This window comes from Aquifex pyrophilus, from assembly GCF_054656935.1.
Genome location: NZ_BAAHXJ010000005.1, coordinates 185,084 through 197,880, shown reverse-complemented (window position 1 = coordinate 197,880; position 12,797 = coordinate 185,084). Strand labels below are relative to the sequence as shown.

Here is a 12,797-nt window from a genome sequence, read left to right as displayed (position 1 = left end):
CCCCTTAAATAACCTTTAGAATTTTTATGTATGAACGAGAGATTAATGATATTCATAGACGGCTCAAACCTATTCCACGGGATAAGATACCTGAATATAAAGATTGATTACTCAAAGCTCGTTGAGTTTTTAAGGGAGGGGAGATACCTCGTAAGGGCTTACTTCTATACCGCTGTACCCCAGGAAAAGGACGTGAAGAAGGGAACACCCGAGTGGGACAGCCTGATGAGACAGAGACGATTCCTTGACGAGCTTTCCTTTATGGGAATAAAGGTGAAGACCGCAAATCTGAGGAAACTCCCGAGCGGTGAATACCTTGAGAAGGAAGTTGATATAATGCTTGCAACGGATATGCTATCCCTTGCATTCTTAAACGCTTACGATACAGCGGTTCTCGTAAGCGGGGACAGCGACTTTATACATACGGTTGAGGCGGTTCAGAGCCTCGGAAAGAGGGTTGAGAATGCAACCTTTAAGAAAACGAGCTCCTACAACCTGAGAAAAGCCTGCGACAGATTCATACTCCTTGACGACTACATAGACGTCTTCATAATGGAGGAGAAAAAGCCCCTTCCCGTGAAGGCTGAAGAGGTTAAAGGGGAAGAAAAGGAAATAAGCTTTTTTGAAAAGATTAAGAGACTGTTTACATCATGAGGATTTTAATAGCCTCAACGAATAAGGGAAAGATTGAGGAGTTCAGGAGGATTCTTGAACCCCTCGGTTTTGAAGTTGTTGAACCAAAAGAGAAGATTGAAGTTGAGGAGAGAGGGGAGACATTCCTTGAGAACGCATGCCTGAAGGCGAAGGCCTACTTTGAGCGATACGGAATACCTACCCTTGCTGACGATTCGGGACTCATAGCGGACGCTATAAGCCCTTACCCCGGTATTTACTCAAGCAGGTTCTACTCAATTGATTTCGGAGGTAAAGAAGAAGTAAAAACCACAAAGGATGAGGCGAACATAAGGAAGCTCCTTAGACTCCTTAAAGGAAAAAAGGAGAGAAGTGCGAAGTTCGTTGTGGTTCTCTTCTTTTACGGAGGCGATAGGGGCTTCTTCGTTGAGGGAGAGGTGAGGGGAAGGATTTCGGAAGAGCCAAGGGGGGAAAAGGGGTTCGGATACGACCCCGTGTTCATACCGGAAGGTTACGATAAAACCTTTGGGGAACTAACTCCTGAGGAGAAGGACAGGATATCCCACAGGGGGAGGGCGATAAGGAAGTTCCTTGAGATAATTAAAGGTTGTGAGGGAGTATTTACGTAAAAAGAGAAATTACGAGCTTTTAAGGGAAGCCTTCCACGTAATAAGCATACTCTCATCAAACAGGTTCAGGAGACTGAGGGGGGAGGTTCTACCAAAGGTTCCCTTTTACACCAGATTAAAGGAAGTTCTTGAGCACCTCTTTACCCTCTATCCCCATCACCCCCTTTTCAGGCCCAGAAAGGAAAAGAAGGTTGCCCTCATACTCTTTCTTTCGGATATCTCCTTTACCCGTTCCCTGTGTTCAAGGTTAATAGATAAGGCCCTGAGGGAAGTTCCGAGGGACTGGGAAGTTTACGCCGTTGGTTCTAAATGCAGAAGCTTTAAGCTCAATAACTTTAAAAGAATTCACTTCGTTGAGGGAGTTTTCAAGAGAAAGGTTAATACCGAGAAGCTTATAAGCTTGAGCTCCGAGCTATTCAAGAGATACGTGAGAAGGGAACTTGACGGAGTTTACGTCCTTCAGGCAGAGCTCCAAACTCAGGAAATGGAAAAAGCATATCCTTATGAGGAAGTGAAAGAGGAGGAGAAAAAGGTTGAGGTAACGCCCGTTAAGTTCTACGAGAGGGGAAAGCCCTTCACTTACAGGGCCTATGAGCTCGGGGTTTCGGGGAATTACGATATCAGCTTGTTCAGATTCATTCCCCCCGTTATAAAGAAGAAATATAAAAAAGAACTAATACTTAACTTTGAAGGGAAAGAAGAAGAGATAATAGAGCACATACTCGGGCTCTATCTCGTTTTTTACGTTCAGTTCCTCGCATACGAGCACGCCGCTGTTCTTAACCTCGTTCGCTTCAGGACGGGAAAGAGGATAGAGGATAACCTATCAAAGAGGATAAAAGAAGTTCAGCTAAAGATTAATAAAGGAAGACAGGAGAAGATAAACAAGGAGCTCCAGGATATAGTTTTTTCGCTCCTCGCTTTTGAGGAAAAGAGATTTAAGGATATCAACCTGAGGTGTGCGACCCTTGAGGTGGGTGAGGAGATATACGAGGGCCTAAGGAATGAAATCGTGAGAAGGGTGAGGAGGTTAATCCCCCTCTGCGAGGTGAGATACGTTAAGGGACTTCTCGGTTTCAGGATTCTTGCTGGTAAGGTTGTTTACGACTTCTCGGTAGATTTTTATCTGAACGAGCTTGAGAGAATTATAAAATATGAGTTATGAACGAAAAGTATGAGGCTGTTATAGGTCTTGAGATACACGTCCAGATGGATACAAAAACGAAGATGTTCTGCGGTTGTAAGGTTGAGTTCGGGGCGGAGCCCAATACGAATGTCTGTCCCGTATGCCTCGGAATGCCCGGAGCGCTTCCCGTTTTGAATAAAAAGGCTGTTGAGTATGCGATAAGGGCATCCCTCGCCCTTAACTGCGAAGTTCACGAGGAATCGGTATTTGAAAGGAAGAACTACTTTTACCCCGACCTCCCAAAAGGTTATCAGATATCCCAGTATGAAAAGCCCCTCGCAACTAACGGATGGGTTGAGATAGACCTTCCCGACGGGAGTAAGAAAAGGATAAGGATAAGACGGCTTCACATAGAGGAAGACGCGGGGAAGACCATTCATAAAGGTGATAAGAGCTACGTTGACCTCAACAGGGCGGGAACACCCCTCATGGAGATAGTGACGGAGCCCGACATAAGAACGCCTGAGGAGGCGAGGATATTCCTTGAAAAATTGAGAAACATAATGAGGTATGCGGGTGTATCAAAGGCTGATATGGAAAAAGGACAGCTTAGGTGCGATATAAACGTCTCAATAAGACCGAAAGGCTCCGATAAGTTCGGGACCAGGGTTGAGATAAAGAACGTGAACTCCTTCAGGTTCATCCAGAAAGCCCTTGAGTATGAAATAGAAAGACAGATAAAGGTGGTTGAGGAGGGCGGAGAGGTAGTTCAGGAGACGAGAACCTTTGACCCCCAGACGGGCAAAACCTACACAATGAGAACGAAGGAGGAGGCGGAAGACTACAGATACTTCCCCGACCCCGACCTCCTTCCCCTTAAGGTGAGCAGGGAGTGGATTGAGGAGATAAGAAAGAACATGCCCGAGCTTCCTGACCAGAGGTTCAAAAGACTCATAGAACAATACGGGCTTTCCGAGTACGAGGCGGGTATTCTCGTAAACCATAAGGAGGTTGGGGACTTCTTTGAGGAGGCGGTGAAGCATTACAACGAACCGAAGGGCATAGTAAACTGGCTCATAAACGACCTTCTCGGACTCCTGAGGGAGAAGGGAATAACCATAGAGGAAAGTCCCGTAAAGCCTCAGCAACTTGCGGAGCTCGTAAAACTCATAAAGGAAAAGGTGATATCAACAAAGATAGGTAAGGAAGTGATAAAGGAGATGGTTGATACGGGCAAATCCCCATCGCAGATAGTTGAGGAAAAAGGCTTAAAGCAGATAACCGATGAGAACGCCATAAAAGAGATTGTGAAAAAAATCTTTGAAAAGCACCCCAAAGAGGTTGAAAGGCTTAAAAATGGAGAAGAAAAGCTCATCGGATTCTTCGTCGGACAGGTAATGAGGGAAACGAGAGGGAAGGCAAACCCTCAGGTTGTGAACAAGGTAATAAGGGAGCTTGTGAAAGAAGTGTGAGATAATTTCATTCTATGCGTAGCGACGGAAGAAGAGAGGACCAGCTCAGACCCGTTAAGATTGTAAGGGACTTTCTTGAGTATCCCGAGGGCTCCTGTCTTATAAGCTTCGGAAGGACCAAGGTGATATGCACAGCCTCGGTAATAGAGAACGTTCCTAACTGGCTGAAAGGTCAGGGGCAGGGATGGATTACCGCGGAATATTCCATGCTTCCGAGGGCAACACAGCAGAGGAGTATAAGGGAGTCCGTTCAGGGAAGGATAGGAGGGAGGACCCACGAGATACAGAGGATGATAGGAAGGGCTATGAGAACCGCGGTTGACCTTAAGAAACTTGGTGAGAGAACTATATGGGTTGATTGCGACGTTATTCAGGCGGACGGGGGAACGAGAACCGCAGCTATAACGGGAGCATTTGTTGCAGTTGCGGATGCAATAATAAAGCTCCACAAAGAAGGTATTCTTGAAGAGACGCCTATAAAGGACTTCGTTGCGGCGGTAAGCGTCGGCATAGTTGAGGACCGCATACTCCTTGACCTTAACTTTGAAGAGGACTCAAAGGCTCAGGTTGATATGAACGTCGTCGGAACGGGAACGGGGAACTTCTCGGAAGTTCACTCAATGGGAGAAGAGCACACCTTCACGAGGGAACAGCTAATCCAGCTTCTTGACCTTGCGAGAAAGGGAATTGACAAGCTTATAGACCTTCAGTCAAAGCTTTACGTAATAAATAAGGAAACAGGAGTATGGGAGAGGAGCGAGCTCAAAGAAGTAAGCTCTGATGAAGCATTACATAGTTCTTGAAAACTCGGAGTTTAAGCTAAATCCCCCTTCTGGGAAACTCGTTTACAAAAGCGTAAGCGGGAAACCGAAGACCCTTGAGCTCATAAAGGCAAAGGAGGTAAGCAAAAGCATACCTTACGAGCTTCTGAACCCCATCCAGACCCTTTTTTACCTTACATACGAGAAGGGAAATGCCCTCGTTACCGCTCCCACATCCGCGGGAAAAAGCCTCACCGCTTATCTCTTCTTGAAGGATAAAGAAGGAAGGAAAGTATTTACCGCACCGACGCGTTCTCTTGTTTACGAGAAGGCGGTTGAGCTGAGAAAGCTATTCAGGAAAAAGATTGAGATAAAGACGGGGGAGGTTATAGAGTTACTAAAAGAAACGAAGGCGGAGATAATCGTTTCAACCTACGAGAGCCTTGCTCTGGCACTCAGGAACAAGATTCCGTGGGCTGTGGAGGCAAGGGGAATAGTCATAGACGAAATACACCAGCTTATGGGAAACAGGGGCTGGATACTTGAGGAGATAATAACCTACATACTTGACGGGGATTACGAGCTTCTGGGGCTTTCCGCAACCTTGCCAGGGGCGGAGGAGCTTGCGAAATGGATTAAGGCGGAGCTCTTCATAGAATCCCTCTGGAGACCCGTTCCCCTTGAGAGGAAAATTATCCCCCTTAAAGACTTTGAGGGATTTACAAAGCTTCCAAAGGATGCCTCAAGCGATGAAAAGCTTGCGAACAAGCTTCTCGGAGCTCTCTACGAGCTTAAAAAACCCGACGAGCAGGTTATACTCTTCGTTCATAAAAAGAGCGTGGGATGGAACATTCTTGAGATTGCAAACAAAGAAAAAGTGGGCATAATGAACGAGACCACACCCTTTGAAAAGGAGGAAAGGGAAGAAGCGGAGCTTGCCTTTCATAACGCAGATGTTCCCAAAGAGGAAAGGGACAGGATAGAAAAGGCATTCAGGGAGGGGAAGCTCCCCGTTCTTGTGGCAACGTCAACCCTCGCTTACGGAGTAAACCTTCCCGCGGATACGGTAATAATCGGCGTAAAGGGAGTGAGAGACAGGAAAACGAAAAAGGTAAAGGTATTCCCCGAAACCCTTGATATCCTCCAGATGGAAGGAAGGGCGGGAAGACTCGGAATAAAGGAGAAGGGATACTCCTACATCCTCCCCTATGGGCTGAGGGAAGATGAGCTCGTAAGGGAGATAAACAAGAAGCTGAGCGAGGAGTTCAAGCCCTACCTGAGGGAGGCTCTCCTTTCGGAAGAAAGGAAGAAAGTTCTCTCACTTTTCATTCTTGTTGGATACCTTCACGAGGGAGAGAACTTCAGAAACTTCCTTGAGAGAACCTACTCCTTGAGGGAGCTTGCTTACTCGGTTCACATAGAGGAGGTTTACAACTGGCTCAAGGCAAGGGGATACATAGAAAACAGGAAACTCTCGGACAAAGCCCTCTTTTGCATACGTTCGGGCATGCCCCCCGTGAATTACGAGGAGTTTCTCAGGAGGAAAAAGCTCCGGCTTGATACCTTCGTTTATATAAGGCCTCTACTCTTCACGAAACGTTTTGACGGACTTTACGACTTCGTGAAAAAGGGGGAAACCTTTCCCGAGGACGACGCCTATATCAGGGAAAAGCTCCTTCCCTGCGGAGTGGAGTGCTTCGGGGATAACACCCACCAGTTTCTCTTTTACATAGAAGGTTTAACATTCAAGTACAGGAACATTCAGAATCCCCCCGGTGAGTTTTCCTACCTCGGAACGGATGTCCTTCACCTCCTCAGAAGCATGCTTGAGATTAGGGAGATAGGGGACCTTGAACTCACGCCTAAGGACATGCTAAAAGTCACACAGGCAATTAAGTACGGGCTCACCCTTGATTACGCTTCCCTGGGGGGCATAAAGGGAGTGGGACACATCAGGGCAAATCTACTGAAAAGAGTTCTCTACTACGAGGATATAACTCCGCCCGAAATAGGCTCACCCGTTGAGGAGCTAATTGAGAAGCTTCTGGAACACTTCGGGAGCGAGGTGGTTCTGAGGAGGTATATGCTTGATATCCTCCTGAGGGATAGACTGCGTTCCGAAAGACCAACCTCAAACGTAAGGAGGGAGGTAAACGCGGTTATAAATATCCTCCAGAGGAACAGGGAAGGCTTCTTAATTGACGATAAGCTCCTCCTTACCCTCGGAGTTTTGCTATTTGGAGCTAATGCAATAAAGATGAAGAAAAAAGAGCTTATAAAGGAGGTTTTGAACTATCAGGAGATAGAGTTTTAATCATAAAAGTCCGTATTTCTTCAGAATAGCCTCAAGCTCTTTGTCGGTTTTTGCCTTCTCCCTCAGGGTATTAATGAGTTGTTTAAGCTTTTCAGGCCTTAACTCCCTCTCCATTTCCTCAAAGGTCTCTTCTTTAGCTTTCCTTATTATCGTTTTTCTATCCCACCATGCAAAGGCTATAACGCTTGCGGTTAATGTTGTAAATATTCCCGTTATTATCCATAGGAATGTATAGAGCTGGTCAAAGCGTTTATTCATTAGTTCAAACCTATTATTCATATCTTCCCTGAGTGCGGAAATTCGCCTGTCCACCTGTTCAAATCTTTTATCCACCTGTTCAAAGCGTTTGTCCGTTTCCCTCATAAAGGCCCTGAGAGTAGCCTTAATTTCCGCTATATCCCTGAGAAGCTGTTTTTCCTCCTCGGGACTTAAAGGAAAACTAAAGCTTACCAGAAGGAAGAATAAAATGATTAATCTCCGCATACTTAATATTAAAGGACAATCTCAACTAGCTCTCCCACTTCTTTAAATCCCTCTCTCTTTACATCTATATAGTTCTCGGTAAGGAGTCTGTTTTCCTCTACGATAACAGCCCTCAGCTTTCTTCCTTTATTCTTTTCGTAAAACTCCCTTCTTTTCTTTTCGTCAAGCTCCTTAAGGATTTTTACCCTCTCCTTCTTTATCCTTTCGGGAACCTTAGGTTTTATCTTGCTTGCCTTCGTATTTGGTCTGTCCGAGTAGGGGAATACGTGCATATAGGCTATGGGAATTCTCTTTAGAAACTCGTAAGTCTCCTCAAACTCCCTCTCGCCTTCGGAAGGAAAGCCCACTATCACGTCCGTTCCTATTGAGCTTTCGGGCCTTCTTTCGGTTATATAATTAACTACCTCTTCGTATTCCTCCCTCGTGTAGCCCCTATCCATGAGCTCAAGTATCCTGTTTGAACCGCTCTGGAGGGATAGGTGAAAGTGGGGAGCAATCTTTTCCTCAGAGGTTATGAGCTCAAGAAGGTTCTTATCCATCTCCTTTATATGCATAGAGGAAAGCCTTATGAGTTCTATTCCTTCCACCTTTACAAGTTCCCTTAGAAGCCCGTAAAGGGTGTAGCCCCTATCCCATCCATATTGGGAGAGCTGTGTTCCTGTAAGGACGACCTCCTTAAATCCCCTTTGGGCTAACGCCTTTACCTGTTCAATTACCTTCTCCTTCGGAACGCTTCTCACCTTTCCCCTTGCAAAGGGAATAACGCAGAAGGTGCAAAACTTGTTACAACCCTCCTGAACCTTTAAAAAGGGTCTCACTCCCTCAAAGTAAAGAACTGTATCGTAATTCCTTACCTCCTTCTCCCTAAATATCTCCCCCACGAAAACCTTTTTCTCTCTCTTTTCAAGGTATTCCTCAACAATCTTCACTATCTCCGATTTATGGGTATTTCCAACAACAAGGTCAACCTCTTTAAGGCTTGCGAGGGCCTTTGGGTTTACCTGAGCGTAACATCCCGTAGCGACAACAACCGCTTTAGGATTTCTCCTCTTTGCCCTGTATATCGCCTGTCTTGAGGAACGGTCCCCGCCTACGGTCACTGTGCAGGTATTTATAACGTATACGTCCGCTATATCCTCAAAATCAACGATTTTATATCCCTTCTCAATAAACTTCGTTCTCATAAGGTCCGTATCAAACTGGTTCATTCTACACCCAAGAGTCTCAAAAGCGACTTTCATAAGAATTTAAAATATAGATAATGTTGAGGCTTTTTCTCTTAATTCTTTTGCTTATAATCTTTAATATCCTATTTTCCGTTTATTCCCTCAGGGAGTGGAAGGAATACACCGAGATGTATTTCCTCTATACGAAGCTGACGCGGGAGAACCTCGTTCTTTTGAAAAAGGTTGAGGAAAAGTTGAGCTACGATGAGCTTATAAGGTATGCGAGAAAAAGGGGCTTTAAGGACGTTTCGCCCGAAGACGTTAAAGGATTTTTAGAGATATATCAACCCAGCGGGAAGAGTGAATGATTGAACCAGAAGATATGAAGTCAACACCTTCAACCGCGTAAAGGTCTACATTCTCAAGGGTTATGTTCCCCGAAACCTCAACGAGTGCCTTTCCGTTTACAAGCTTTACCGCTTTCCTCACCTCTTCGGGAGAGAAGTTATCAAGCATAACTATATCAACCTCAAGCTCAAGGGCTTCTTTCAGTTCCTCAATGCTTTCAACCTCAACCTCTATCCTGTAAAGGGGTGAAATCCTTTCCCTTACCCTCCTTACCGCTTCTCTCAGTCCTCCCGCAACCTTTTTATGGTTATCCTTTATGAGAACCATGTCGTATAAGGCGAACCTGTGGTTCGTTCCCCCTCCTATCCTTACCGCATACTTCTCAAACATTCTAAAACCCGGCGTTGTTTTCCTCGTATCAAGGATTCTTATCCCCTTTCCCTCAAGCTTTTCCACAAACTTTCTCGTTGTTGTGGCTATTCCCGATAATCTCTGAAGTATATTAAGAGCTGTTCTCTCCCCGATTAATATACTCCTTGCGCTTCCCTCAAGAGTTGCGAGGATTTCCCCCTTTTCAAACTCCTCTCCTTCTCTCTTCTTGAACTCTACCTTTACATCTCCCAGAATCTTAAAGAGCTCAACGACGAAGGGAGAGCCTGCAAGAACTCCCTTCTCCTTTGCCTTTATAACTCCTTTTGCCCTCTCCCCTCTGTATATGCCTTCCGTTGTTATATCTCCCGTTCCCAGGTCCTCTTTCAGGAACTCTATTAGTTTTTCCCTTACGAGAATCTCGTTCATCCTTTGATGGTGGGGGTGGAGGGAGTCGAACCCTCACGGGCTTAAAGCCCAGGGGATTTTAAGTCCCCCGCGTCTGCCAATTCCGCCACACCCCCTTCTAAAAACTTATATTATACTAATAGAGAACTTCTCCCGACAACACAAACCATGCGAGAACCAATCGTAGCGGTAGCAACTCCTTACGGCGAGAGTGCTATAGGTATCGTCCGTTTATCGGGCAAAGGTGTTCTTGATATAGTAAAGCGTTTCTTTAAAACAAGAGGCGAGATAAGACCGAGGTATGCCCACTTCGGAAGGCTATACGATGAAAAGGGTGAGGAACTTGACGAGGGCATACTCATATACTACAAGGCTCCCCACTCCTATACGGGGGAGGATATGGTTGAGTTGAACCTTCACGGAAACCCCCGAATCCTCAAGAAGGCTGTTGAGCTTTTCATAAGTGCGGGAGCGAGGCTTGCGGAATCCGGTGAGTTCACAAAGAGGGCTTTCCTGAACGGAAAGATGGATTTAACCCAGGCTGAAGCGGTAGCGGAGCTCATATCCGCAAAAACGGAGCTCGCGAGAAAGGTCGCCCTGAAACAGCTTAGGGGGGAACTCTCAAGGTATATAAGACCCCTCAGGGACTCCCTTCTTGAGCTTATGGCTTACATAGAGGCGGATATAGAGTTTGCGGAGGAAGACATACCAACTCTCACAAAGGAACAGGTTCTTGAGATGGTAGATAAAGTTATAAAGGGGATTGAGGAGCTTCTCAAAACCGCAAAGACGGGAAGGGCTATAAGGGAGGGCATAAAGCTCGCACTCGTCGGAAAGCCTAACGTGGGGAAATCCTCGCTCTTTAACGCACTCCTCAAGGAAGAGAGGGCTATCGTTACGGATATAGCGGGAACAACGAGGGATTACCTGGAGGAGATATTAAACCTGAAAGGTGTTCCCGTAAGGCTCGTGGATACTGCGGGAATAAGGAACACGGAGGACCCCGTTGAGAAGATAGGTGTTGAAAGAAGCAGGAAGAAGATTGAGGAATCGGACCTCATACTCTTCGTGATTGATGCAAGCGAAGAACTAACGGAAGAGGATTTAAGGATTTACGAGGAGGTTAAGGATAAACCTCACATAATCGTTGCCAACAAGGTTGATAAAGGTGTTAAGGCAAATCTTGAAATGTTCGGAGAAGAAAATATAATAAAAGTAAGTGCCCTCAGGGGCACGGGTATAGAGGACCTTTCGGAAGAAATCCTTAATCGGGTCGGAGTGCAGTTAGGAGAAAGTTATAACGTATACATATCTTTAAGGCACGAAACGCTCCTTAAAAAGGCGAAGGAAACCTTGGAGCGTTTCAGGAAGGAATATAAGGAGAGGGATATAAGTCCCGAGATAGCCATGCTTGATATAAGGGAGGCTTCCGATTACTTGGGAGAGATTCTCGGATACATATCAACGGAGGACGTTCTCGGAAAGATTTTCTCAAACTTTTGTATAGGCAAGTGAGGAGGTAAGTATGGCTGAAACTACACAAACTAAACAACAACAAGAACTTAAGCTCTTTACGAAGGAGGAACTAAAGCAGAAAACCCTTGCGGAGCTTCAGAAGATAGGAAAAGAGGTCGGGCTGAGCAGAACGACGGGACTGAAAAAGGAGGAGCTTATAGAAAAGATACTCCAGGCTCAGCTTGAGAAGAGCGGGCTTGTTAAGGTTGAGGGAGTCCTTGAGATACTCCCCGAGGGATACGGATTTCTTAGACTTCAAGAAAACAACTACATGCCGAGCTATAACGACGTTTACGTTGCCCCATCCCAGATAAAGAAGTTCGGTCTCAGGACGGGAGATACCATAAAGGGCTTTGCGAGACTCCCGAGAGAAAACGAGAAATACAAGGCCCTTATAAGGATGGAATCCGTGAACGGACTTCCTCCCGACCCCGAAATACTGAAAAGAAGACCCCAGTTTGAGAAGCTGACACCCCTCCACCCCATGGAGAGGTTCAAGCTCGAATACGACCCCAACGAGCTTTCAACAAGGGTTGTAAGCCTCATAGCACCCATAGGTAAAGGCCAGAGGGGATTAATTGTAGCTCCGCCTAAAGCGGGAAAAACCGTTCTACTTCAGAAGATTGCCCTTGCACTCATACACAACCACCCCGAGGTTTACCTCATAATCCTCCTGATAGACGAGAGACCGGAAGAAGTTACCGAGATGAGGAGAATTGTGAAGGACAAAGCAGAGGTTGTCGCCTCAACCTTTGACGAGCCACCCGAAAGACACATGCAGGTTGCGGAAATAGTCGTTGAGAAGGCAAAGAGGATGGTGGAGCTGAAGAAGGACGTCGTAATACTCATGGACTCCCTCACGCGTTTCACGAGGGCTTCAAACGCGGTAACTCCTCCCACGGGAAGGGTTCTCACCGGTGGTATTGAGATAACCGCATTCCAGAGACCAAAGAAGTTCTTCGGTGCTGCGAGAAACATAGAGGAAGGTGGAAGCCTTACGATAATAGCGACAGCCCTTGTGGAAACGGGCTCCAAGATGGATGACGTAATATATGAGGAGTTCAAGGGAACGGGTAATATGGAGATACACCTTGACAGGAGACTTATGGAAAGGAGAATATTCCCCGCCATAAACATAGAGAAATCTGGAACGAGAAAGGAAGAGCTTCTTCTTGAGCCCTGGGAGCTCCAGAGGGTATGGGTTCTTAGGAAGTTCCTCTCAACGATGGACCCCGTTGAGGCCATGGAGTTTCTCCTTGATAAGCTGAAGAGGTTCAAGACGAACGAGGAGTTCCTCAAGGCCATGAACGCTTGAACTTGAAAGGGATTTATAATAACTTTTTTATCTTGCGAGGAGGTAAGGGATGAAGAAGGGAATACACCCCGAACTCAAACCTACAACTTTTGTATGCGGTTGCGGAAACACATTCACGCTCCTTTCAACGAAGGGTGGAACCGTATACCTTGAGGTGTGCAACCAGTGCCACCCCTTTTATGCGGGTAAGCTCAGGATAAAGCCCGCTTACTACGAGATGCAAAAAGAGCTTGAGGGAGGTAAGGCACAAGAGTAAAC

At 46.0% G+C, this 12,797-nt stretch carries 13 protein-coding genes and 1 tRNA gene; 10 read left to right on the top strand and 4 right to left on the bottom strand.

What is annotated here, in order from left to right:
• Positions 1 to 30: 30 nt before the first annotated feature.
• The 6 genes from ACYQZ0_RS04645 to ACYQZ0_RS04620 are packed head-to-tail and all read left to right on the top strand — an operon-like array spanning position 31 to position 6,935.
• On the top strand, positions 31 to 654 hold the full coding sequence (locus ACYQZ0_RS04645; RefSeq protein ID WP_459775434.1) for a LabA-like NYN domain-containing protein: 624 nt from the start codon (positions 31 to 33) through the stop codon (positions 652 to 654).
• Positions 651 to 1,262 carry an RdgB/HAM1 family non-canonical purine NTP pyrophosphatase gene (gene rdgB, locus ACYQZ0_RS04640; protein WP_459775433.1) on the top strand — a complete coding sequence of 204 codons (612 nt, stop codon included), beginning with the start codon at positions 651 to 653 and terminating at the stop codon, positions 1,260 to 1,262. The genes ACYQZ0_RS04645 and rdgB overlap by 4 nt, the downstream gene beginning before the upstream one ends.
• Positions 1,243 to 2,427 (top strand): F0F1 ATP synthase subunit gamma, encoded by a 1,185-nt coding sequence (locus tag ACYQZ0_RS04635; protein WP_459775432.1) that lies wholly within the window; start codon positions 1,243 to 1,245, stop codon positions 2,425 to 2,427. The genes rdgB and ACYQZ0_RS04635 overlap by 20 nt, the downstream gene beginning before the upstream one ends.
• On the top strand, positions 2,424 to 3,860 hold the full coding sequence (gene gatB / locus ACYQZ0_RS04630; RefSeq protein WP_459775431.1) for an Asp-tRNA(Asn)/Glu-tRNA(Gln) amidotransferase subunit GatB: 1,437 nt from the start codon (positions 2,424 to 2,426) through the stop codon (positions 3,858 to 3,860). The genes ACYQZ0_RS04635 and gatB overlap by 4 nt, the downstream gene beginning before the upstream one ends.
• Before the next feature lie 14 nt (positions 3,861 to 3,874).
• Positions 3,875 to 4,663, top strand: a complete 789-nt coding sequence (gene rph, locus ACYQZ0_RS04625; protein WP_459775430.1) for a ribonuclease PH — start codon at positions 3,875 to 3,877, stop codon at positions 4,661 to 4,663.
• On the top strand, positions 4,641 to 6,935 hold the full coding sequence (locus ACYQZ0_RS04620; RefSeq protein WP_459775429.1) for a DEAD/DEAH box helicase: 2,295 nt from the start codon (positions 4,641 to 4,643) through the stop codon (positions 6,933 to 6,935). The genes rph and ACYQZ0_RS04620 overlap by 23 nt, the downstream gene beginning before the upstream one ends.
• On the opposite strand, the gene ACYQZ0_RS04615 is transcribed toward ACYQZ0_RS04620, so the two are convergent.
• Both ACYQZ0_RS04615 and mtaB read right to left on the bottom strand, forming a co-directional pair.
• On the bottom strand, positions 6,936 to 7,418 hold the full coding sequence (locus ACYQZ0_RS04615) for a hypothetical protein (protein ID WP_459775428.1): 483 nt from the start codon (positions 7,416 to 7,418) through the stop codon (positions 6,936 to 6,938). It lies immediately after the preceding gene.
• Positions 7,419 to 7,426: 8 nt separating this feature from the next.
• Positions 7,427 to 8,659 (bottom strand): tRNA (N(6)-L-threonylcarbamoyladenosine(37)-C(2))-methylthiotransferase MtaB, encoded by a 1,233-nt coding sequence (mtaB, locus tag ACYQZ0_RS04610; protein WP_459775427.1) that lies wholly within the window; start codon positions 8,657 to 8,659, stop codon positions 7,427 to 7,429.
• 20 nt (positions 8,660 to 8,679) lie between these two features.
• Here mtaB and ACYQZ0_RS04605 point away from each other — a divergent pair, with 20 nt between their 5' ends.
• Complete coding sequence (locus ACYQZ0_RS04605; RefSeq protein ID WP_459775426.1) at positions 8,680 to 8,952, top strand: hypothetical protein; 273 nt, start codon at positions 8,680 to 8,682, stop codon at positions 8,950 to 8,952.
• On the opposite strand, the gene nadC is transcribed toward ACYQZ0_RS04605, so the two are convergent.
• Both nadC and ACYQZ0_RS04595 read right to left on the bottom strand, forming a co-directional pair.
• Entirely contained in the window at positions 8,906 to 9,730 is an 825-nt protein-coding gene (nadC, locus tag ACYQZ0_RS04600; protein WP_459775425.1) for a carboxylating nicotinate-nucleotide diphosphorylase, read from the bottom strand. The genes ACYQZ0_RS04605 and nadC overlap by 47 nt on opposite strands.
• Positions 9,731 to 9,737: 7 nt before the next feature.
• A tRNA-Leu gene (locus ACYQZ0_RS04595) sits at positions 9,738 to 9,825 on the bottom strand.
• 52 nt (positions 9,826 to 9,877) lie between these two features.
• Between ACYQZ0_RS04595 and mnmE the strand changes: the two genes are divergently transcribed.
• The 3 genes from mnmE to rpmE are packed head-to-tail and all read left to right on the top strand — an operon-like array spanning position 9,878 to position 12,795.
• Complete coding sequence (gene mnmE / locus ACYQZ0_RS04590) at positions 9,878 to 11,224, top strand: tRNA uridine-5-carboxymethylaminomethyl(34) synthesis GTPase MnmE (RefSeq protein WP_459775424.1); 1,347 nt, start codon at positions 9,878 to 9,880, stop codon at positions 11,222 to 11,224.
• A gap of 10 nt (positions 11,225 to 11,234) precedes the next feature.
• A complete protein-coding gene (rho, locus tag ACYQZ0_RS04585; RefSeq protein ID WP_459775423.1) occupies positions 11,235 to 12,539 on the top strand; it encodes a transcription termination factor Rho in 1,305 nt (434 codons plus the stop codon).
• 49 nt (positions 12,540 to 12,588) lie between these two features.
• Positions 12,589 to 12,795 carry a 50S ribosomal protein L31 gene (gene rpmE / locus ACYQZ0_RS04580; protein ID WP_459775422.1) on the top strand — a complete coding sequence of 69 codons (207 nt, stop codon included), beginning with the start codon at positions 12,589 to 12,591 and terminating at the stop codon, positions 12,793 to 12,795.
• The last annotated feature ends 2 nt before the right edge of the window (positions 12,796 to 12,797 follow it).

What these genes read in the sequence shown, in the direction of transcription:
- ACYQZ0_RS04615 (WP_459775428.1), bottom strand. Translation starts at nt 7,418, where the DNA reads ATGCGGAGATTAATCATTTTATTCTTCCTTCTGGTAAGCTTTAGTTTT.
- rph (WP_459775430.1), top strand. Translation starts at nt 3,875, where the DNA reads ATGCGTAGCGACGGAAGAAGAGAGGACCAGCTCAGACCCGTTAAGATT.
- ACYQZ0_RS04605 (WP_459775426.1), top strand. Translation starts at nt 8,680, where the DNA reads ATGTTGAGGCTTTTTCTCTTAATTCTTTTGCTTATAATCTTTAATATC.
- rdgB (WP_459775433.1), top strand. Translation starts at nt 651, where the DNA reads ATGAGGATTTTAATAGCCTCAACGAATAAGGGAAAGATTGAGGAGTTC.
- gatB (WP_459775431.1), top strand. Translation starts at nt 2,424, where the DNA reads ATGAACGAAAAGTATGAGGCTGTTATAGGTCTTGAGATACACGTCCAG.
- ACYQZ0_RS04645 (WP_459775434.1), top strand. Translation starts at nt 31, where the DNA reads ATGAACGAGAGATTAATGATATTCATAGACGGCTCAAACCTATTCCAC.
- ACYQZ0_RS04620 (WP_459775429.1), top strand. Translation starts at nt 4,641, where the DNA reads ATGAAGCATTACATAGTTCTTGAAAACTCGGAGTTTAAGCTAAATCCC.
- rho (WP_459775423.1), top strand. Translation starts at nt 11,235, where the DNA reads ATGGCTGAAACTACACAAACTAAACAACAACAAGAACTTAAGCTCTTT.
- mnmE (WP_459775424.1), top strand. Translation starts at nt 9,878, where the DNA reads ATGCGAGAACCAATCGTAGCGGTAGCAACTCCTTACGGCGAGAGTGCT.
- rpmE (WP_459775422.1), top strand. Translation starts at nt 12,589, where the DNA reads ATGAAGAAGGGAATACACCCCGAACTCAAACCTACAACTTTTGTATGC.
- mtaB (WP_459775427.1), bottom strand. Translation starts at nt 8,659, where the DNA reads ATGAAAGTCGCTTTTGAGACTCTTGGGTGTAGAATGAACCAGTTTGAT.
- nadC (WP_459775425.1), bottom strand. Translation starts at nt 9,730, where the DNA reads ATGAACGAGATTCTCGTAAGGGAAAAACTAATAGAGTTCCTGAAAGAG.